This is a genomic window from Streptosporangium longisporum, from assembly GCF_039534895.1.
Classification (GTDB): domain Bacteria; phylum Actinomycetota; class Actinomycetes; order Streptosporangiales; family Streptosporangiaceae; genus Streptosporangium; species Streptosporangium longisporum.
In genome coordinates this window covers 78,576-98,919 of the sequence record NZ_BAAAWD010000008.1, presented here as the reverse complement: position 1 = coordinate 98,919, position 20,344 = coordinate 78,576, and the positions used below count along the sequence as shown (strand labels likewise).

Annotated in this window: 14 protein-coding genes; 8 read left to right on the top strand and 6 right to left on the bottom strand. The window is 74.5% G+C overall.

What is annotated here, in order from left to right; all coding sequences use genetic code 11:
- Positions 1-81: 81 nt before the first annotated feature.
- Positions 82-1,113 carry a hypothetical protein gene (locus ABD832_RS17900; protein WP_344896262.1) on the top strand — a complete coding sequence of 344 codons (1,032 nt, stop codon included), beginning with the start codon at positions 82-84 and terminating at the stop codon, positions 1,111-1,113.
- 327 nt (positions 1,114-1,440) lie between these two features.
- Positions 1,441-1,701, top strand: coding sequence for a hypothetical protein (locus tag ABD832_RS17895; protein ID WP_344896259.1), 261 nt, complete (start codon positions 1,441-1,443; stop codon positions 1,699-1,701).
- A 267-nt stretch (positions 1,702-1,968) separates the two neighbouring features.
- Here ABD832_RS17895 and ABD832_RS17890 read toward each other — a convergent pair whose 3' ends face one another.
- Together ABD832_RS17890 and ABD832_RS17885 are read right to left on the bottom strand one after the other, a co-directional pair.
- Positions 1,969-2,994 (bottom strand): DNA-3-methyladenine glycosylase family protein, encoded by a 1,026-nt coding sequence (locus ABD832_RS17890; protein ID WP_344896257.1) that lies wholly within the window; start codon positions 2,992-2,994, stop codon positions 1,969-1,971.
- A gap of 137 nt (positions 2,995-3,131) precedes the next feature.
- Complete coding sequence (locus tag ABD832_RS17885) at positions 3,132-3,305, bottom strand: hypothetical protein (protein ID WP_344896255.1); 174 nt, start codon at positions 3,303-3,305, stop codon at positions 3,132-3,134.
- Positions 3,306-3,986: 681 nt separating this feature from the next.
- Between ABD832_RS17885 and ABD832_RS17880 the strand changes: the two genes are divergently transcribed.
- The 3 genes from ABD832_RS17880 to ABD832_RS17870 are packed head-to-tail and all read left to right on the top strand — an operon-like array spanning position 3,987 to position 9,294.
- On the top strand, positions 3,987-7,544 hold the full coding sequence (locus ABD832_RS17880) for a WD40 repeat domain-containing serine/threonine protein kinase (protein WP_344896252.1): 3,558 nt from the start codon (positions 3,987-3,989) through the stop codon (positions 7,542-7,544).
- 37 nt (positions 7,545-7,581) lie between these two features.
- A complete protein-coding gene (locus ABD832_RS17875) occupies positions 7,582-8,988 on the top strand; it encodes a protein kinase domain-containing protein (RefSeq protein ID WP_344896250.1) in 1,407 nt (468 codons plus the stop codon).
- Between the two features lie 60 nt (positions 8,989-9,048).
- The gene (locus ABD832_RS17870; RefSeq protein WP_344896248.1) at positions 9,049-9,294 is read left to right on the top strand and encodes a hypothetical protein; all 246 of its coding nucleotides are present in this window, start codon (positions 9,049-9,051) and stop codon (positions 9,292-9,294) included.
- A gap of 127 nt (positions 9,295-9,421) precedes the next feature.
- Here ABD832_RS17870 and ABD832_RS17865 read toward each other — a convergent pair whose 3' ends face one another.
- The 4 genes from ABD832_RS17865 to ABD832_RS17850 form a co-directional block, all read right to left on the bottom strand.
- Entirely contained in the window at positions 9,422-10,573 is a 1,152-nt protein-coding gene (locus ABD832_RS17865) for a low temperature requirement protein A (RefSeq protein ID WP_344896245.1), read from the bottom strand.
- A 289-nt stretch (positions 10,574-10,862) separates the two neighbouring features.
- Positions 10,863-11,171, bottom strand: a complete 309-nt coding sequence (locus ABD832_RS17860) for a MiAMP1 family antimicrobial peptide (protein WP_344896242.1) — start codon at positions 11,169-11,171, stop codon at positions 10,863-10,865.
- A 309-nt stretch (positions 11,172-11,480) separates the two neighbouring features.
- Complete coding sequence (locus tag ABD832_RS17855) at positions 11,481-12,374, bottom strand: DoxX family protein (protein ID WP_344896239.1); 894 nt, start codon at positions 12,372-12,374, stop codon at positions 11,481-11,483.
- A 175-nt stretch (positions 12,375-12,549) separates the two neighbouring features.
- On the bottom strand, positions 12,550-14,100 hold the full coding sequence (locus ABD832_RS17850) for an MFS transporter (protein ID WP_344896237.1): 1,551 nt from the start codon (positions 14,098-14,100) through the stop codon (positions 12,550-12,552).
- Between the two features lie 228 nt (positions 14,101-14,328).
- Here ABD832_RS17850 and ABD832_RS17845 point away from each other — a divergent pair, with 228 nt between their 5' ends.
- The 3 genes from ABD832_RS17845 (at position 14,329) to ABD832_RS17835 (ending at position 20,339) form a co-directional block, all read left to right on the top strand.
- On the top strand, positions 14,329-16,428 hold the full coding sequence (locus tag ABD832_RS17845; protein WP_344896234.1) for a hypothetical protein: 2,100 nt from the start codon (positions 14,329-14,331) through the stop codon (positions 16,426-16,428).
- A 448-nt stretch (positions 16,429-16,876) separates the two neighbouring features.
- Positions 16,877-19,234 (top strand): AAA family ATPase, encoded by a 2,358-nt coding sequence (locus ABD832_RS17840; protein ID WP_344896231.1) that lies wholly within the window; start codon positions 16,877-16,879, stop codon positions 19,232-19,234.
- A 121-nt stretch (positions 19,235-19,355) separates the two neighbouring features.
- Positions 19,356-20,339 (top strand): ABC transporter permease, encoded by a 984-nt coding sequence (locus tag ABD832_RS17835; protein WP_344896228.1) that lies wholly within the window; start codon positions 19,356-19,358, stop codon positions 20,337-20,339.
- The last annotated feature ends 5 nt before the right edge of the window (positions 20,340-20,344 follow it).

Genomic DNA, 20,344 nt, shown 5'->3' with positions numbered 1-20,344 from the left:
ATGCGGTGACGGGTGCATCGGCCTCCGGCGGCCTGTCTGGCGGGGTTGGCAGACCGCTGGGCACGATCGATGGTTGCGACCATGAGCGAATCGTCGGGCCGGGCCCTCCTGGCCAGGGGCGCCGTGATCGGGCTCGTCGTCGGTGTGGTGGCCGCCGTGCTCTGGACCGACGACGTGACGGGCCGCGGAGGGCCGGCCGGCTTCGTCGTCGGTGCTTTCCGGCCTCACGAGACGGCGTCTCCCAAAGGGCCGGGCGGCGTCGTCAACGGCATCGCGATCATCGTGGTCCCGGTTCTGCTCGGCGGGATCCTGGCGCGGTCGGCCGGGGTTCTCCGCTGGCGGCTGGTCGCACTCGGCGGATCCGTGGCCTTCGGGGTGCTGACCTGGGCGTTGTTCAAGCTGGCCCCCTTCCACAGGGACGCCTACGGCCTGCCCGAGTCGTTCTTCGGGATCATCTTTCTCCTGGCCGGTGTCGCGGGGTACGCCACGGCGGCCTGGATGGTCGTGCCGCGTGCCGCCCTGCTGCGGATCCTGCTCGCGGGAGCGATGATCGTCTTTTCGGCCGGTGCCGCCCAGGTCTCGGACCGCGTACGGCACTGGCACGGGGTCTGGGACCTGGAGACGATGGGAGTGCCGCTGGTCCTTCTGGACGTCCCCGTCCTTGGACACGTGGTGCGTCCCTGGCGACTCGATCCACGGGGAGGTCCGGCGGTCGAGATCGTCCATCGCCTGCGAACCTCCCGTACCGTCGTCCACCGCTTCCACACACCCGAGATCGATCGTCGGCGAGCGGAGGGGGAGGCGCGGGTGCTCATCAGTGCCACGGCGGCCACCCCCGGCCAGGCGTGCGCCGCCCGGTATCGGAGAGCCCCCGGGTATCTGAAGGCCGTCCCGGCTTCCGGCCTCGGCGACATCTGCCGGCCGTTGCCCGGCGGCCGCGTTCTGTGGGTCGTCGACGACAGGCCCGTGGCCCTGTTCGCCAGGTACGGCGAGGCGCTGCTTCAGGTCAGCAGTCTCGTCCTGACCGAGGCGGAACTGCTCGCCGCCACCGACAAGGCCCGGCCGACGACGGCCCGCGAGCTGCTGGGCCGCATGGCCGGAAGGCCTCACTAGGTCACGCCCTTTCGTTCGGGGCCGGACCCGCGCGGTGACCGTTGACGGGGGCGGGGCGGGGCGGGCCCGGACCCGGCCCTCCTTTCTCTCGTCCGCCGGTACGGGGATGAGTCGCCGGACATGTCGGATGTGCCTTGCCTTGCGGGTTTTTGATTGCGGGTGCCCGGCCGGGGTAGTCGGCCCGAGGCCGTCGCAACGGCGGACGCCGGGTCCCTGGGACCGGGTGCCCGTCGCGACACGGGCGGTGAGGTCACGCGCGGTGCGGGAGCCCGCGTGACACCACCGCCGCCACTGCGGTACGAACGCGCTTCGAGGAAAGGTGAGAACGTGTCAAGCAACTCTGGACAGACCGGTTCCAAGGCGGCGTCGGCCGCCGCCGCGACGTTGAACGACTCCGGCTCGACCAAGGAGGAGAAGTCCGCCGCGGCCAGCGCGCTGTCGCAGGCTCCGCAGAGCCAGGGGGAGACCGGTTCCGAGGCGGCGTCGGCCGCCGCCAAGACGTTGAACGACTCCGACTCGACCAAGCAGGAGAAGTCCGCCGCGGCCAGCGCGCTGTCGCAGACACCGTCGGACTCCGACACGAAGTAGACGTCCGCGGTCTCCGGGCAGGAGACGCCGGCGGAGAGACGACGGCGGGTCGTCCGGGATCACCCCGGCCGGCCCGCCGTTCACGTGGGCGGCCCCCGGCCCGTACGGGAGGGAACGGACGGGAAAGACAAGGGCCGTGCGGGAACCGGCGACGAGAGCGCGCGGCCGGTGCGGTGCCCCGGGGAGAGCCGGTGTGGTGACTCGGGAGAGCCGGCGCGGTGCCCCGGGAGGGCCGGTGCGGTGACCCGGAGGAGCCGGTGCGGAGGTTCAGGGGGCGGGCAGCCGGTTGACGGCGTGGTCGCCGCTGCCCCAGAGATACTGCACGGCGTACGAACGCCAGGGCCGCCAGGCGGCGGCGCGGCCGGTGAGCGCGGCCGGGGTGACGGGAAGGCCCGCCCTGCGGGCGGCGGCGCGGACCCCCAGGTCGGTGGGGAGGAAGGCGTCCGGGTCGCCGAGGGCGCGCATCGCGATGGTCTCGACGGTCCACGGCCCGAATCCCGGCAGTGCGGAGAGCTGCGCGCGGACCCGGTCGCGGCCGACGCCGAGGTCGATCTCGCCGGAGGCCAGCGCGGAGATCAGCCCGATGAGGGTGGCGCGGCGTGCCCGGGGGAGGGCGAGCGCCGAGGGGTCCAGCGAGGACAGCTCCTGCGGTGAGGGGAACAGGTGGGTCAGGCCCCCGTCCTCGTCCGCGATCGGCACACCGTGGGCGGTGACCAGCCGGGCGGCGTGGGTGCGGGCGGCGGCGGTGGAGACCTGCTGGCCGAGCACCGCGCGTACCGCGAGTTCCGCCGGGTCGACCGTACGGGGCACCCTGCGGCCCGGGGCGCCGGCCACCAGGGGGGCCAGCACCGGATCCTCGGCCAGGAGCCCGTCCACGACGGCGGGGTCGGCGTCCAGGTCGAGCAGGTCACGGCAGCGGGCGATCGCGACGGGCCCGTCGCGGAGATCGGTGAGCTTCAGCACACAGCCGACGTGCCCGGTCATCGGCCGCAGCGTGACGACGCCGTGGCCGTGCGGGAGCCGCAGGGTACGGCGGTAGGCGCCGTCCCGCCACTCCTCCACACCGGGTACGGCGGTCGCGGCGAGGTGCCCGAACAGGCCGTCCACGCGGAGAGGCGCGCGGAACGGCAGCCGCAGCGACAGGACACCGGCGCCCTTCGCACCCTCGGCGCCCGCGACGGGCCCCGCGTCGCCTGCGTTCCCGGCGGACCCGGCGTTCCCTGTGTTCCCGGCGGACCTGGCGGACCCGGCGGACCCGGTACGCCGCGTGTGCCGTCCCGTGTCCTCGCGCATGCCACCAGCATCGCCGGTGCCCGTCCGGGACGCGGACGCACCCCCGGAAGCGACGCGGACGCACCCCCGGAAGCGACGCGGACGCACCCCCGGAAACGCAGAAAGACCCGCCCCGGGCGGGTCTTCTTCGTGGGGGGTCAGGCGGCGGGGGCGGGGCCGCTCGTCCGTGGGAAGAGCAGCACGTTGCGGCCGGTGTAGGCGCCGAGGTCGATCACCTTGGCGTCACCGGGCGCCCTGCGACGCGACGCGGAACGGATATCTCTGATCTTGAGCCGTGCGACGTACGGTGGCACGACCACAAGTCTCCTCATTGAGCCCCCTGGCGTGATAGTTCCGTTATAAGAAGTTTTTACAGACCTGTCCATAAAACCGTCGTAAAGACCGGATCAGTAGGGGAGCCGGCGTCCCGAGGGAGACCGCAGGTCCAGGCCGGGGATGCGATCCGACGGGCGTGTTCTTCGCCGCCGGGCGATCCTGACGCGTCGCATGATCTGCTTCCTTTCCCGGGTTCGTTCCGCTTCGTCGTGTTCGACGTCGCTCGCGCGGCCTTCCCGCTGGCCGTGCGGAGCAAACCTAGCCCGCCCCACTCATTGGATCAACCGCTTTCGCCACGCGGAGCGTCCGGCCTCGTACGCAGGGTGACGATCGGGAGGCGCCGTGGTGGGCGACCTGTTTCCCGGCTCGCACGCGCGGCGTGCGGGCGTGCCGGGGCGAGCCCGGATACTGTGACCACGGCCGGTCCCGGGCGTCCCCGAGTCTCCGAACGGCCCGCCCCGCCATGCCGGGACCGGGCATCCTGGAGCACGTCCCCGGCGCCGCCGTCCGGGCCCCGACCTGCCGGTGGCCCGGTGGCGGCCGGGTGACCGGGAGGGTTTCCGCACCGTTCAGGCAAGGAGGGTCAGGCATGTCCCGGGTGGGCGAACATCCCGAGAGCATCCCGCGAACCTCTCGGCGCCGCCGGGCGTCCAAACCACCGTTGAACGGAGTGTGAGTTGAGCACGACACTTATCGACGGTGATCCGCAACGCCTGGGTGACTACTGGCTGGCCGGCCGGCTGGGCGCGGGCGGACAGGGCGTCGTCTACGAGGCCTACGACGCCGACGGGCGGCGGGTGGCGGTGAAGGTCCTGCACGGCGACGCCGGCGCCGACCCGGAACTGCGCGAGCGGTTCGGGCGCGAGGCCGCGGCGGCCCGCCGCGTCTCCTCGTTCTGCACGGCGGGAGTGCTGGACGCCGACCTGGACGGGCCCCGGCCGTACATCGTCAGCGAGTACGTCGAGGGCCCCAGCCTGCGCAAGGCGGTGGCCGAGGGGCGCCGCTTCACCGGGGGCGACCTGCACCGCCTGGGGACCGCGATCGCCACCGCGCTGACGGCCGTGCACGAGGCCGGGGTGATCCACCGCGACCTCAAGCCCGACAACGTCCTGCTGGGCCCGGACGGCCCCCGCGTGATCGACTTCGGGATCGCCCGGACGATCGACATGTCGCTGACCGCGACCGGCATGGTGGCGGGCACCCCGACCTACATGGCCCCCGAGATCTTCATGGGCCAGCGCGCGACCACCGCCGTGGACGTCTTCGCCTGGGGCGGGATCATGGTCTTCGCCGCGACGGGCGCCGACCCGTTCCGGGCGGAGAGCCTGGGCGGGGTCATGCACCGCGTGCTGTCGGTCCAGCCCCAGCTGGACATCCTGCCCGAGCACCTGCGGCCGTTCGTCGCCGCCTCGCTGGCCAAGGACCCCGCCTCCAGGCCCACCGCCAGGGACCTGCTGCTCGCCCTGGTCAGCGGGGACGGGGCCGTCGACACGCCCAGGCTGCTGGCCGCCGGCAGCGACGCGGGCGCCCAGATCCGCGCCACCTCCGCCGACCCCGCGCTCGGCACCCTCGCCGAGGACGCCTACGCCGGGCTCGGCCCGGCCGAGCGGGAGCTGGCCCCCGAGGTCTTCCTGCGGCTGGTCACCGTCGACGACGACGGCCGCCTGCTGGTACGGCAGGCACAGTGGTCCGAACTCCTCGACGGGAGGCAGGAGGCCGAGGCGGCCGCGGTCCGCCGCCTGCTGAAGGTCTTCGCCTACCTGGTCACCCACGACGAGCGGGAGGTGTGGCTGTCGCGTCCCGCGCTGCCGCAGGCCTGGCCGCGGCTGCGCATGTGGGTCCAGGCCAACCGGGACGGCCTGGCCGTGCACCGCGGGATCCTCGCCGCCGCGCGCCGCTGGCAGACCCAGGGCCGCAAGGACGGGGACCTGTTCCAGGGCAGCAGCCTGGAGAACGCCATGCACTGGGCGGCCACCGGCCGCCGCAACATCACGCTCAGCCCGATCGAGCGCGACTTCCTGGAGGCGGGCGCCGCCCTGACCCGGCGCCGCGCCCGCCGCAACCGGGCGCTGTCGGCCACGCTGGCCGTGCTGCTGGTGGTCGCGCTGGCCGCCGGGGCGCTGGCCGTGCAGCAGAGCAGGGTGGCCGACGCCCGCAGCACCGTCATCGCCTCCCAGCGCGACGAGGCCACCGCCGCCCGGCTGGCGGCGACGGCCGACACGCTGCGGGTCGCCGAACCGGTCAGGGCCATGCTGCTCAGCGTGGCCGCCTGGCGGCTGGCACCGGTGCCCGAGGCCAGGGCGAGCCTGGCCGGCTCCCTGGTCCAGCGCGAGACGGCCACCTTCCGCGACCCCGACTCCGGGATACAGACCCTCAGGGAACTGAGCGCCGACGGCCGCACGCTCGTCAGCGCGAGCGACGGCGAGGCACGCTTCTGGGACGTGCGGACCGGCCGGCGCGTCGGCCGCGTCACCGGCATCGGCGACGACCTGCGGGAGGTCGCGCTGAGCCCGGGCGGCAGGCTGCTGGCCGTGGCCGACGGCACGAGGCTGAGGGTCTGGAACGTACGGACCGGCAGGCCGACCGGCGCCGGGCTCACCGTCGGCGCCCCCGGCATGGGCGGCGACCTCGGCGTGCGGTTCGGACGCTCCGACGACTGGCTCGTGATCACCGAGGGGGAGGCCAACACCGTCTGGAACCTCACCACCGGCGAGAAGCTGTCCGTGCCCGTCGCGGGCGTCAACTTCGACGTCTCCGCCGACGGGACCCGGATCGTCGCCGGCGGCCTGGAGAGCACGGCGACCGCGTTCACCCTGGGCGACCTGCGCAGGATCCCGCTCGGCGGGCGCTGCGCGTGCGTGCCGAACGTGGCCTACAGCCCGGACGGCGCGACCGTCGCGGTCCTGAGGGGAAGGCGGGCCGAGCTGCGCGACGCCTCCACCGGCGCGAAGCTGGATCGCTCCTTCGAGTTCGACGAGGACGTCGCCGAGAGCCACCTCGTCTTCAGCCCGGACGGGCGCTTCCTGGCCCTGGCGACCCACACGGCCCTGCGCGTCTGGCGGATCCGGGACGCCCAGCCGCTGCTCACCCAGAGGATCGACGCCTACCTGCCCGTCCTGGCCTTCGACCCGGACGGGCGCACCCTGCGGTACTTCACCGAGGACGCGGTGACCGCCCTCGACATCTCCGGGCTGACCGATCCGGTCACGCTCAAGGGGGCCGGCACCTACTGGGCGGCGCTGAGCCCGGACGGGCGGCTGCTCGCCTCCCGGGCCGAGGGGGCGGGCGAGATCGTGATCCGGGACGTCCGCTCGCGCGCCCGGAAGGGCTCGCTGCCGATCGAGCTCGAAGGGGCCAGTGGCGCCTTCGAGATGGCCTTCAGCGGCGACGGCCGGCGGCTGACGGCCGTCACCGGCGTCGACGACTCCGAGCTGGCCGTCTGGGACACCTCCACCTTCAAGAGGATCGCCTCCTTCGGCGTCACCCGCGACGGTACGGCGTCGGCCCTGGCGATCAGCGCCGACGGCACCGCCGTGGCCGCCTACACCCTCTACCACGACACGGACGTCGAACCCGACGGGGAGGTCCACGTCTGGGACGTGCCCGGCGGGCGGCTCCGCTGGTCGCGGCCCCAGACGATCGTCGAACGGCTGGCGTTCAGCCCGGACGGCGGGACGCTCGCGGTCGCCGGCGGTGACCACCGGCTGCTGAACGCGAGGACCGGCAAGCCGTTCGGCCAGACCTACGGCTCGCCCAGCATCGGCATCCAGACGACGGCGCTGGCCTTCTCCGGGGACGGCGCCCGTTTCGCCACGGTCGACCAGACCATGCGGATGTCGGTGTTCGAGACCCGCGGACGGCGGCGGGTGGGCACCCTGATCCGCGGCGAGCGGGGAGCGGGGACGACGGCGCGGACGGGGCTGGTGTACTCCCCCCGCGGTGACGTCATCGCCGCGGCGGCGAGCGAGCGGTCGGTGGGGGTGTGGGACGTCGCGACCGGGCGTCGTCTCGGCCCGCCGATCGCGGTGCAGCCCGGCGACCTCCGCTCCCTGGCGTTCGGCTCCGGCGGGGACGGCCTGGTCCTCGTCGACTCGGACGGCACCCTGACCGAGCATCCGGTCGCCCCGGCCGCGGTGGCCCGCGCCGTCTGCGAGCGGGCGGGCCGCACCCTGTCGCGCGAGGAGTGGCGCACCTACCTGGGGGATCTTCCCTACCGCGACGTCTGCCCCGCCTGAGGAGAACTTTTACCCTCCGTACCGCATCGAACCCCGCATGAGAGTGGCGCGGGAACTCGGCGCGGGCGACCCATGGCGGCTCGGCGGCTACCGCCTGGCCGGACGGCTGGGGGCGGGCGCCCGGGGCACGGTCTACGAGGGCTACGACGCCGGGGGGCGGCGCGTCGCGGTGAGCGTCATGCACGGCCGCCCGGCGGCCGACCCGGAGCTGCGCGCCCGCCTCGGCCGCGAGGCCGAGGCGGCCCGCCGGGTCGCCCCCTTCTGCACGGCGAGCGTGCTGGACGCCGACTTCGACGGGCCCAGGCCCTACCTGGTCAGCGAGTACGTGGCAGGGCCCAGCCTGCGCCGGGCCGGGCGGGTCTTCGGCGGTGACGACCTGCGCGGCCTGGCCACCGCGGTCGCCACCGCCCTGACGGCCCTGCACGACGCCGGAGTGATCCATCGCGACCTCACCCCCGACAACGTGATCGTCGGACGGGACGGCCCCCGGGTCACCGGCTTCGGGGTGGCCCCCGGCCTGGGATCGGCGCTGGCCTCCCCCGCGCTGAAGTCGTACGCGCCGTCGTACCTGGCGCCCGAGGTGTTCACCGGCGGCCGGGTGGGACGCCCGGCCGACGTGTTCGCCTGGGGCGCGGTCGTGCTGTACGCGGCCACCGGAAAGGACGCGTTCGCGGCGGGCAGCCTCGGGGCCGTGATGCACCACGTCCTCTCCCTCGACCCCGACCTGGACCCGCTGCCCCGCTCGCTGCGTCCCCTCGCCCGTGCCGCGCTGGCCAAGGACGCCGCCGCCCGCCCGGCCGCCCGCGACCTGCTGCTCGACCTGCTGGCCCTGCCCGACCTGCCCGCTCTGCCCTCCCTGTCCGCTTCACCCCCTCTGCAGGCCCTGCCGTCCCTGCTCGCCGTGCCGGGTCCGTCCGGCGCCCCCACCGGTGGCCGGACGTGCCCCGGTCCGGACGCGCCGGGGACGCCCGCGGCGACCGGCCCGCGGGAACCGGAGATCGTCGCGCTGCTCAGGGCGGGTGCCGAGGCGGGGGCGAGGGTCCGTACGGCCTGCGACGACCCCGCGCTGGGCGACCTCGCCGAGGCCGCGTACGCCGCGCTCGGCCCGGAGGCCCGGGAGCGCGCGCCCGCGGTGTTCCTCAGGCTGGTGGCCGTCGCGGCCGGCGGGGAGCCGGTCGCCCGCGAGGTGAGGGTCCCCCCGGCCGCCGAATCCGTCCTCGACGCCTTCGGCGGGCTGGTCGTGCGGCGTCCGGGCGGGACGTGGGCGCTGTCCCCGGCGCTGCCGTACGCCTGGCCCCGGCTGCGCGGATGGATCGAGGCCGGTCGCGTCCGGCTGGTGGCGCGCGACCGGTTCGCCCGGCTGCTGCCCGTGCTGCTCGCGGTCTCGGCCGTCCTGGTGATGGCGCTGGTCGCGGCGGCGATCGTGGCCGGGCGGACGGTCTGACCGGGCGGGCGGATGGGTAGGACCCCCACGGGAAACGGCCATGAGTTTTCGGGGGGAGACATGGCGAGCTGCGAGACGTGCGGCAACGACTACGACATGAGCTTCGAGGTGCACGCCCAGGGCAGGGTGCACGTCTTCGACAGCTTCGAGTGCGCGATCCAGAAGATGGCGCCGATCTGCGAGCACTGCGGGGTCCGGATCGTCGGGCACGGCGTCGAGGCCGACCGGCGCTGGTTCTGCTGCGCCCACTGCGCCCGCATGGAGGGGGCGGACGCCATCGTGGACCGGACCGGCATGAAGGTCTGAGCCTCGGGACGCGCTTCACGACGGGAGGGGCCACCGGTCCGGACGAGGACCGGGACCCCTCCGCGCCCGCCGCCCGTCCCTCTGCCCGCGGCTCCGGTACGGGCAGAAGGCGCGGGCGGCGGACAGGTCAGTGCACCGGGGCGACGGCGGCGTTCGAACGCCGCTCCACGACGATCACGACGATCGCCAGCGCCGTGAGCGCGGTGAGCTGCGCGAGGGCCGACCACAGGCCGGGCGCGACCGTGGCGAGCGCGACGAGGGCGCCCCAGACCCGCGGGCCGTTGCCCGACATGCCCAGGACGCGCCGGAACCAGGCGCCACCCGCCACGAACAGGGCGAAGCCCACCGCCAGGGCCAGGGCGGCGCTGAGCTTCAGCGGGTCGGTCGGATGGCCGATCGCCTTCTTGACGCCCGCGGAGACCGCGACGATGCCCAGCAGCATCGGGATGTGCGCGTAGAAGTAGGCGCCGAGGATCAACCGGGTGCGCCGCACGGGCTCGGCGCCCTCCAGGGCGTGCTCGGCGCGCGTCTCGTCGTCGCCGCCGAAGTAGAGCCACCACAGGCAGGCGGCCAGCGCGAGGCCGAGCACCGCCGTCACGCCGAGGGCGAGGCCGATGTGCAGCCCCTTGGCGCCGATGCCCAGGGCCACGATCGACTCGCCGAGCACCACGATCACCAGCAGGCCGTGGCGCTCGACGATGTGCCCGGCCCGGAGGTTGAAGCCCTTCTGCCCGATGTAGTACGGGCTGCCCCACAGCAGGATCACCGCGGCGGCCCAGAGCAGGTAGGTGTACGGGGTGGGGACCAGGGCGGCCACGCCGACCAGCGCGGTGCCGCCGAGGTTGAACGGGAGGACCCTGGTGATGGCCGAGGTGCCCTGCAGGTACAGCCCGGCGTGCACGACGACCAGCAGCAGGTACCCGATCGCGAAGGCCAGGCCGTCCCCGTCGAACACGGCGGGGATCGACAGCGCCACGATCATGAACCCGGCCATGCCCAGCAGGATCAGCACCCTGCGGGCGGGCCTGGTGGGCGGGACGGCGTTGGTCAGCCAGGCGTACCCGGCGTACATCCACCAGATGACACCGAAGACCAGCAGCACCTGCAGCGCGCCCTCGAGGGGGCGGCCGTCCTGCAGGCCGTCCACCAGGAGGCCGGTGAGCTGGGTGACGGTGAAGACGAAGACGAGGTCGAAGAAGAGTTCGAGCGTGGAGACACGGAGTTCGGTCTCCTGTGGTGCGGGCGCGGCCCGCTCCGCGAACCAGCCGGGGAGGCGCATCCGATCATTGTGCAGGTACGACATCTCCGTGTGAATCCATTTATGTCACATCGAAGCGCTTGGTCACGGTACGTGCGCCATATCGGTCGGCGACGGGCCGAGGCGTCGTGCGGCGGACGCCTCGGCCACAAGGGGGGGAAGGGGGAAGGGGGTCGCCTGTCAGGGGGGATCGATCGTCATGGGCGGGTCACGGAGCGCTCCGGCGGGCCTCTCCCCGGTGGTCTCCTCCTGGGGCGCCGTCCGGAAGGTCCCGCGGGGGTCCGTCCAGGACCACCCGGACCGGCCGGGATCAGCACTCGATGAAGATGCTCTGCCAGCCGACGGGCGTCCTCTGCTCCGCGTTGTCGTCGGAGGGCAGCCGGAAGTGCGTCAGGCCCTGCGCGTTGGGCTGGTTGTACATGCGGCCGGACTGGCCGTCGCCGTACCACTTGTAGGACCCGTGGTAGGGGATGTTGGACGGTCCGCAGGCGTCGATCACGACGGATCTGCCGGTGAAACCCGGGCCCTCGTAGGCGATGTACTGCGAGGCGTAGGCGGCACCGGCGGTGATCGTGACGATCCCGGCCGTCAGGGCGGACACGAGGAGGGTTCTCTTCACTGCGCTCCTTGGGGTCGAGGGTTCTGCGCTTCTGCGATCCCGCCCGGGTGCGGCGGCCGGGCCCGGAGGGTGCCCGGGGCCCGGCCGCCGTCCCGCTGCGGAACAGGGCCCATCATGCACGAAGAGTGATCGAGCAACTACTTACCGTGACGACAGGTTGCGCTCACCTCGCCTTGGCGAACCCTCGGATCCCTCGGACCCCTCGGACCTCGCAGATCTCACGACGGGCCGACGGGCGAACGCCGTCGTCGAGGCACCGTCACAGGCAGCATCACCGTCATGAGGACGCGGCCCGGTCCAGGGGCCGGGTCAGCCCTCGGCGGGCTTGTCCTTCTTCCCGGCCACCAGGGTGTCGCCGGTCGTCCCCGGGGCGGGCGGGGGAGCCGGTGCGGCCGGGGCCGCGGCGCCGGTGGCTCCCGGAGGAGGCTTGCGGGTACGCGTACGGGGGCGGGCCGCGGGGAACTCCGCGGTGTCGGCCCCTCCCTCGTCGCTCCCCGCGCCGCTTCCGGGGACGGCCTTCGCGGCGGTGCTCCGGGAGGCGCCGCTCCCGGACGAGACGGAGCCCGCGGGGGAGGAGCCCGGATCGGAGAAGGCCGGATCGGGGAAGGCGGGGCCGGGACCGTCGCCGGGCCTCTTCCCCGAGGTCCCCGAGGTCCCCGAGTTTCCCGAGGTCCCCGGGACCGGCGCACCCGGTGCCGCCTGGGTGGACGGCCGGGCGGACGGCTCAGGCTCGCGCAACGAGGCGATGACGTCGTCGGCCTCGGCCTCGGCGGCGAAGTCCTCGGCGGCCTCGGCCTCGCGGCGTTTGATCACCACCATGTGGTCGACCGACAGGCGGCCCGCGCCGCCGACCGCGAGCAGGATGGAGGCGGCACCGAGCGCGACGATGAGCTTGGCGTCACCCCCGGTGAGCGGCAGGCCGACCTGGCCGCTGGCCAGGACGAACACGGCGAGGGCCTCGGCGAACAGCAGCAGGCCGCAGGCGGACACGGCCAGACCGGCGACCATCAACGCCCCGCCGATCAGCTCCATCAGCATGGTGACGGCCGCCCACACGTAGGGGCCGGGGGCCTCCAGGGTGGCGAACTGGGCGGCGGTGGCGTTCAGGCCCGCTTCGAGCTTGTGCCAGCCGTTGGCGAAGAAGATCCCGCCCACGCCCAGCCTGGCGGCCAGCGAGGCGAGATCGTGGAGGGTTCGTCGCACGGCTCCTCTTTCTGGTGAGATTCACCGTTCCTGCCCATACCTGACGGATAGATGACCGAACCGGGGTCTTCCAAACCCCGGGACCGCCTCCGGGCCGCACGGCGGTGCGGCGCGCGGGGGATCCGGGGACCCGCCGGGGCCCTCCCGCCGGAAGGGCCGGAGCCCCGGTGACCCCTCACGACGGGTCGTCCCGTCCCTCCCGCGACCGGCCGGGCACCAGGAGCCCCACCGCCAGCGCGGTCACGCCGAGCAGCAGGACGCTCACCACGATCGTCGAGTGCAGGCCCGAGACGAACGCGAGGCGGGCCGCGGCGAGCAGGGCGTCCCCGCTCGCACCGCCGATCTCCCGTGCGATGTGCGCGGCCGAGGCCAGCGACTGGCGGGCCTGGTCCATCGCGCCGGGGCCGATCCCGGGGACCTGGGCCAGCAAGGGGGCGTACACGATCGTGGTGATCGTGCCGAGCACCGCGACCCCGAGGCCGGCGCCCAGCTCGTAGGCGGTCTCCTCGGTGGCGGCGGCGCTGCCGGCGAGCGCCTCCGGGGTGGACGACATGATCGTGTCCGAGGCGGCCAGCAGGGTGACCTGGATGCCGAAGCCGATGCCGACGAAGCAGAACGTCAGGGCGACGGGATGCCCCTCGGTGCCCCAGGCCAGGGTGGGGGTGAGGGAGAGCGCGGTCAGCGCCAGCCCGCCGCTCATCGTGGCGCGCAGGCCGAACCAGCGCAGCAGGCGCGCCCCGGTCAGCCCGCCCGCGATCGAGGCGATCATCAGCGGGAGCAGCCGTACCGCCGCCTGGAGCGGGCTGTCACCGAGGACCAGCTGGAGGTACTGGGCCAGCATGAGCTCCAGCCCGACCAGGGAGAAGACCGTGAGCAGCACCCCGCCCACCCCGGCGCAGAACGCGCGCCGACGGAACAGGTCCAGGTCGAGCAGGGGGAACGGCAGCCGTCGCTGCCGGCGGACGAACCAGGTCAGCAGCCAGGCCCCGGCCAGAAACGCCACCGCCCCCGCGGGATGTCCGGCCCCGGCCTCCTTGAGGCCGAAGGCCACGCCGAGGATCCCCAGCACGGACAGCAGCGCGCTGAGCGCGTCCCACGGGCGGTTCGAGCGCGTCCGGCCTCCCGGCAGGAGCCTGGCCGCGGTGGGCAGCAGGACCATCAGGATGGGGACGTTGATCAGGAAGACGGCGCCCCACCAGAAGTGCTCGACGAGCAGCCCGCCGACGAGCGGGCCCACCGCGGCCCCGGCCGCCGCCACCGCGCTCCAGATCCCCAGCGCGACCGCCCGCTCGTGCCGGTCGGTGAAGACCTGCCGGATGATGGACAGGGTGGCGGGCATGATCATCGCCCCGCCCACGCCGAGCAGGGCACGGGCGGAGATCAGCGCGTACGGGGTCGGCGCGAACGCGGCCGCCGCCGAGGCGACGCCGAAGACCAGGTAGCCGGCCAGCACCAGGCGCTTGCGCCCGTGGCGGTCACCGAGCGTGCCGAAGGTCAGCAGCAGCGGCGCGACTACCAGCGAGTAGACGTCGATGATCCACAGCAGCTCCACCGAGCTCGGCTCCAGGGCCGCGGTCAGCGCGGGCACCGCGATGTGCAGCACCGTGGCGTCCACCGCGATCAGCAGCAGGCTGAAGCAGAGCAGGGCGAGGATCGACCACCGGCCGGCACCGGATGCCCGCGGGTCGCCGTCGGCATGCCCGGTGCGGGCCACGACGCTGGTCATGGGCCGCTCAGGATTTGTCAGCCTGGACGAACATGCGTCGCAGCTTAGGCGAAGTCCGGCACTGCATGGGTTGGCATTCGATGATGCATCTATAGATATGTCCGTCTTGCAGGGGTCCGTCCGGACCTCTCTAGAGAGATACAGGGCTATACCGTCGTCTAGGCAAACGGGGACCCCGGCACCGACCATGGCGGGCGTGGGGGATCAGCGCGAGGCCCGTGAGCCGTCGTGGTGAGCGGGCCCGGCGGGCCGGTCGGCCCCGATCCGGTCCCGCCGCCCCGGGACGCCGACGACCCCCGGCAGTGGTGCGCGGTGGCCGTCTCCTGGCTGGCCCGGGACCGGCCCGAGGCCGCCCTGGAGGCCGCCCGCAGGGCCCTGGATCTCGGTCCCCCCGGCGGGACCGGCACCGGGATCGGCACGGGGATCGGCACGGGGACCGTCGGGGAGACGGTCCCGGGGGTCGACATGTGGACCGGCGCGGGAACGGCGGGCCCCCACGCCGGAACCCCTGCGGGTCCCCACGCCGGAACCTCTGGAGGTCCCCGCACCGGGACCCACGCGGGGATCCTCCCCGGGACCCGTGCCACCGGTCCCCGCGCGGGGACGACCGACGCGGCCTCCGGCGCCGACTGGGGCTACCGCCTGGCCAGCCTGGCGTTCGAGCGGCTCGGCCGGGACGCCGAGGCCGTGGCCGCGGCCGAGGAGGCCGTACGCCTCGCGCCGGGCTCCTGGGCCGCGCGGATGCGCCTGGGCTCGGCGCTGCGCCGGGTGCCCGGACGCTGGAGCGAGGCGTGGGCACAGTCCTCGCGGGCCGTCCGCTACGCGCCCGAGGAGCCCGACCCGCACGTCCTGGCCGGTGATCTCGCGCTGCTGCGCGGCCGGTACCGCCACGCCGAGGACTCCTACCGGGTCGCGCTGGGCCTCGCGCCGGACCACGTGGGCGCCCGGATCAACCTCGGCCTGGCCCTGCTGCGCTGGCAGGGCCCGCGTGCCCACCACGACCCGGCCTGGCCGGTGGACCCGCGGGAGACGGGACGGGCCAGGCGCGCGCTGGAGACGTGGTCGCGACGGACCCGGCTGCTGCTGGCGGTCGCGCTCGTCGCGGTCTGCGCGGTGGAGTTCGGACTCGGCCTGGCCGGCGCGGCGAGGATCGGCGGCGCCCTGGTGCCGCTCGCCGTCCTGGCGATCACCCTGCGGCAGGCGCGCCGGGTCAGGCTCTGGCCGTACGTGCCCGGCATGCTCGTCCGCGATCCCTGGCTCGGCGTGTCGCTCCTGCTCACCCTGGCCGCGCTGGCCGCCTACATCGTGATCGTCGCCGGTCTGCCGGCACGGGTGCCGCCGCCGTCACCCGCAGGGCCGCTCCCGACGGGCGCGCCGGGGACCCTCTGGGCGGTCCTGGCCGGGCTGGTGCTGCTGTCCGGCGCGGTGCCGCTCGTGCCGCGGGTGCTGGCCGGGGTCTGGCGCGGCCGGCCGGTCAGGGCCCTGGCCGAGTTCGCCGCGGCCGGTGACGACCGTACGGCCCGGCGCGACCTCGACGTCACCCTCTGGCTGGTGGCGGGCCGGGCCTGGTCGGTGTCGGCGGCGGCCGCGGTGGTGGTGACCGTCGTAGCCGGGAGCGGGCGGCTCCTGGCCCTGGCCGCCCTCGCCGTGCCGTTCGCCCTCGGCCGGCTGCGCGCCCGGCCCGGCCTGGCGCCCCGCCTGGGCCGGGCGGCGGCCGCGGACCGCGGGCTGGCGGCCGCCCTGGTCCTGCCCGCCGTGGCCGCCCCGCTGCTCGGGGTGGCGGCCGTGGCGCCGTGGCTCGGAGCCGTCCCGGCGGGCGCGTGGGCCTGGCGGGCCGCCCTGGTCCTGCTGGCCGTGCCGGTGGCGGTGTACGCCGCCGGGGCGACGCGGGCGTGGTGGCGGGGGGCGGCCGGGCCGGGACGGGCCTCGCTGGTCATGTGCGACGGCTGCGGCGCCCGGCTCCCCGGCGACGCCGGACCGCCGGTGGAACTCGCCGGGGAGGTGCGCGCCGCCCTCACCTACGCCCGGGAGGTGGTGCTCGCCTACACCGGCCCCGACGGCCCGCGCACGCTGGCCGTCGGCGCGGTCAGCTCGATCGGGCCGGGGGGCGAACTGCGCCTGATCGCGGCGTCCGACGCCTGGGAGGCCGCCGAGCGCGACCCCAGGGTGGCGGTCTTCGTCGCCGACCCCCTCGACCGCCGCTTCTGGGCGGAGGTGCGCGGCATCGCGATCGGCGACGCCGAGGCCGCCGTGCTGAGGATCACCCCCAAGGAGGTGACGATCGCCGACTACCCCGGACGCCACCAGGGACGCTCCACCCGCGACTGACCCGCCCCCGCGGGCCCCGGCTCGCGGCCGGACCGCTCCCCGGCCGGACGGCCCCGCCACGGCCGTCACCGGGTCGTTCCCGCACACCGCCGGCTTGCCGGGCGGTGACATTTCCCTGCCCGTTTCCGGGTCCCGTCCCCGCCCCGGCCCGGCCGTCCTCCCGCCCGTGATCGCGGACCGCGGGCGGGAACGCGACCCCCGGCCGTGACCGGGCGGTCACGCGCGGAGGCGGCCCGGTCACCGCCCGCCACGGGCGGGACGCGGGAACGGCCCGGGGGCGGGTGGGACGGCCGGGACGGCGCCGGGCGGGACACGCCGCCTCGGACGCCGTTTTCATCCGCTCTCATCTGATATCTGATCGTGCTCGCCCGGCGGCGTGGCGCGACGCTCAGGCACGCGCAAACGTCCCCCCGGTGCGGTATAACCGGGGGCGGACCGGGGAGGCGTGATGCGGGAATCCAGCAGGGCCCGGCCGGCGGGGCGCGCGGCCGCACGTGATCTGTTCGAGCAGGTGCGGTCGGGCTACTTCCGGCTCGCACCCCCCCTGCGCAGGCTGCTCTACGTCGCCGTGCTGGTCGCGGCGGTCGCGCTGGCGCTGGGCACCGGCTGGTCGGTCCTGAGCACGCTCTTCGTCACGCTGACGCTGCTCGGCTTCGCCGCGCTCACCCTGAGCTTCCCGCGCGCCGCCGCCACCCTGCTGGTGGTCCTGGTCTGGCTGGCCGTCCTGACCGTCGTCCAGGGAGGGTACGGCTGGGGCTCACCGGTCCTGACGGCGCTGACGGTGCTCGCCCCCCTGGTGGCCGGCGCCGCCCACCTCATCCGCTGGGTCCCGCCGTGGGCGACCACGGCCATGGCCCTGGGCGCGGCCGGTCTGGTCGCGCTGCTGTTCGGCACGCTGCTCACCGCCCTGGCGCCCGCCGTCGCGATCTGGGCCGCCTACGCCGCGGCGGCCGGGGTGCTGGTCCACCGGTTCCTCCAGGCGCGCCGGGCACTGGCCACGGCGACGGCCGAGCAGCCGCAGGCCGGGCTCAGGGTCCGCGAGGGCGGGCACGCCGTCCCCGCCCCGCCCGCCCGGCAGGACGCACCCCCGCCCATCTCGGTCGAGGAGGCCCTCGGCGAGCTGGACGCCATGATCGGCCTGGCCCCGGTCAAGGAGCAGGTCCGCTCCATCGCCGCCTCGATCGAGGCGGCCAGGCTGCGCAGGGAGGCGGGGTACGGCACCGAGCCGCCGATGCGGCACTTCGTCTTCGTCGGCCCGCCCGGCACCGGCAAGACCAGCGTGGCCAGGACCGTCGCCAAGATCTTCTACGCCTTCGGCCTGCTGGAGACCCCCTACGTGGTGGAGGCCCAGCGGGCCGACCTGGTGGGGGAGTTCCTCGGCGCCACCGCGATCAAGACGAACGAGCTGGTCGACCGGGCGCTGGGCGGGGTGCTCTTCATCGACGAGGCGTACAGCCTGATCAACTCCGGCGACGGCCAGCCCGACAGGTTCGGCGCCGAGGCCGTGCAGACGCTGCTCAAGCGGGCCGAGGACGACCGCGACCGTCTGATCGTCATCCTGGCCGGGTACGAGAAGGAGATGACCGCCTTCCTGGCCTCCAACCCGGGCCTGGCCAGCAGGTTCTCCAGCCGGGTCCGTTTCCCCAGCTACGCCCCCGACGAGCTGGTGCGGATCACCGAGCTGCTGCAGCGGCGCCGGGGCGACCGGATGGCGCCGGAGGCGATGCCCGCCCTGCTCGCCCGCTTCGAGGACGTCCACCGGCGGGCGATCGTCGACGAGCTGGGCAACGCCCGGTTCGTCCGCAGCCTGGTGGAGGCCGCCGCGCAGGCCAGGGACGTGCGGGTGGTGGGGGCGGGCGGCGCGCCGACCACCGAGGACCTCGTCACCACCGCCGAGGGCGACGTCGTCAAGGCCTTCGACGAGCTCACCGCCCGCTACCGGAGCTACCAGGCGGCCCCTTCGCTGGAGGAGGCGCTGGCCGACCTCGACCGGATGGCGGGCCTGGAGCCCGTCAAGCGGCAGGTGCACGCGATCACCGCGCAGCTCAGGGTGGCCAGGATGCGCGAGGAGCGGGGCCTGCCCACCCCGCCGCAGATGCGGCACTTCGTCTTCGCGGGCCCGCCGGGCACCGGCAAGACCACGGTGGCCCGCATCCTGGGCCGGATCTTCGCCGCGCTGGGGCTGCTCCCCCAGCCCGACGTGGTGGAGGCGCAGCGGGCCGACCTGGTCGGCCAGCACCTGGGCTCCACCGCGATCAAGACGAACGAGCTGATCGACCGTGCGCTGGGCGGGGTGCTCTTCATCGACGAGGCCTACGGCCTGGTCAACTCCGGCTACAGCGGCGGCGACGCCTTCGGCACCGAGGCCGTGCAGACGCTGCTCAAGCGGGCCGAGGACGACCGCGACCGGCTGGTGGTCATCCTGGCCGGGTACGAGCGGGAGATGAGCGCCTTCCTGGCCTCCAACCCCGGCCTGGCCAGCAGGTTCAACCAGAGGGTGCTGTTCCCCTCCTACTCCCCGCGGGAGCTCACCGAGATCGCGGTGCTGCTCGCCGACGAGTCGGGCGACAGGTTCGACGACGCGGCCCGGCGCGACCTGGCCGAGGTCTTCACCTGGGTCTGCGACGAGGGCCTGATCGACGGCCTGGGCAACGGCAGGTTCGCCCGCTCGCTCTTCGAGCGCGCCGCGATGCGCAGGGACGTCCGCCTGGCCGCCCTGGGCGACGCCACCGCCAGCGCCGCCGACCTCACCACCATCACCAGCGCCGACCTGCGCGCCGCCGTGGACGAGCTCGCCGGGAAGTGACATCGGCCCCACCGGCGTCATCGTTCACCGAGATGCCTCCGATTCGGTACGCTATGCAGTCTCTCGGTCGCCGAGTGTAGCAAGATGGTGACCGACAGCGGCGGGCCACGGAGGAGGAAAGATGGCGGGATTCCTGGCCCGCAGGCTGCTCAACTACCTGGCGTTGATCGTCGTGGCCACCAGCCTGGCCTACATGCTGGCCGCCTCCGCGCTCGACCCGCGCTCCAACTACGAGGGACGCAACCCCCCGATCCCGCCCGCGGTCGTCGACGCGCGCCTGTCCGACCTCAACCTGAACGACCGCGTCCCGCTCCTGGAGCGCTACCTGACCTGGGGCGGCGGCGTCGTCCGCGGCGACCTCGGCCGCAGCGTCACCGGCGGCTCGGTCGGGGAGGACCTCGGCCGCCGGGTCGGCGTCACCCTGCGCCTGATCACGATCGGGCTGGTCCTCGGCAGCGTCACCGGCGTGGCGATCGGCGCCTGTGCCGCGGTCAGGCAGTACGGCGCCTTCGACCGGCTCTCGACCGGCCTGTCCTTCGGCGTGCTGGCGATCCCCACCGTGGTGCTCGCCAACATCCTGATCATCGCCGCGGTCCGGTTCAACGAGGCGGTCGGCGCCCAGGTCTTCCTGGTCAGCGGCGAGGCGACCCCCGGCCTGCAGGGCGGCCCGGCCGCCGCCCTGCTCGACCGGGCGCAGCACCTGGTGCTGCCCACCCTGTCGCTCTCGCTGAGCCTGGTCGCGATCTACAGCCGCTACCAGCGCAACATGATGCTCGACGTGCTCGGTGCCGACTTCGTCCGCACGGCCATGGCCAAGGGGCTCAGCCGCCGCGCCGCGCTGACCCGGCACGCGCTGCGCACCGCGCTCGTCCCCGCGGTCACCTATTTCGCCTTCACGTTCGGGACGCTGCTGGTGGGCACCACCTTCACCGAGAAGATCTTCGGCTGGCACGGCATGGGGGAGCAGCTGGTCGACTCGATCTCCACCAACGACGTCAACACCGTCGCCGCGATCAGCTGCCTCGCCGCGCTGGCCGTGCTGCTGGCCGCGCTGGCCTCCGACGTGCTGCACGCCGTCCTCGACCCGCGTGTCCGGGCGGGGTGAGCCGG

Excerpts from the sequence above, each read along its gene's own strand:
- ABD832_RS17900 (WP_344896262.1), top strand. The coding sequence starts at position 82 with ATGAGCGAATCGTCGGGCCGGGCCCTCCTGGCCAGGGGCGCCGTGATC.
- ABD832_RS17890 (WP_344896257.1), bottom strand. The coding sequence starts at position 2,994 with ATGCGCGAGGACACGGGACGGCACACGCGGCGTACCGGGTCCGCCGGG.
- ABD832_RS17885 (WP_344896255.1), bottom strand. The coding sequence starts at position 3,305 with ATGAGGAGACTTGTGGTCGTGCCACCGTACGTCGCACGGCTCAAGATC.
- ABD832_RS17875 (WP_344896250.1), top strand. The coding sequence starts at position 7,582 with ATGAGAGTGGCGCGGGAACTCGGCGCGGGCGACCCATGGCGGCTCGGC.
- ABD832_RS17870 (WP_344896248.1), top strand. The coding sequence starts at position 9,049 with ATGGCGAGCTGCGAGACGTGCGGCAACGACTACGACATGAGCTTCGAG.
- ABD832_RS17865 (WP_344896245.1), bottom strand. The coding sequence starts at position 10,573 with ATGCGCCTCCCCGGCTGGTTCGCGGAGCGGGCCGCGCCCGCACCACAG.
- ABD832_RS17850 (WP_344896237.1), bottom strand. The coding sequence starts at position 14,100 with ATGACCAGCGTCGTGGCCCGCACCGGGCATGCCGACGGCGACCCGCGG.
- ABD832_RS17840 (WP_344896231.1), top strand. The coding sequence starts at position 16,877 with ATGCGGGAATCCAGCAGGGCCCGGCCGGCGGGGCGCGCGGCCGCACGT.
- ABD832_RS17835 (WP_344896228.1), top strand. The coding sequence starts at position 19,356 with ATGGCGGGATTCCTGGCCCGCAGGCTGCTCAACTACCTGGCGTTGATC.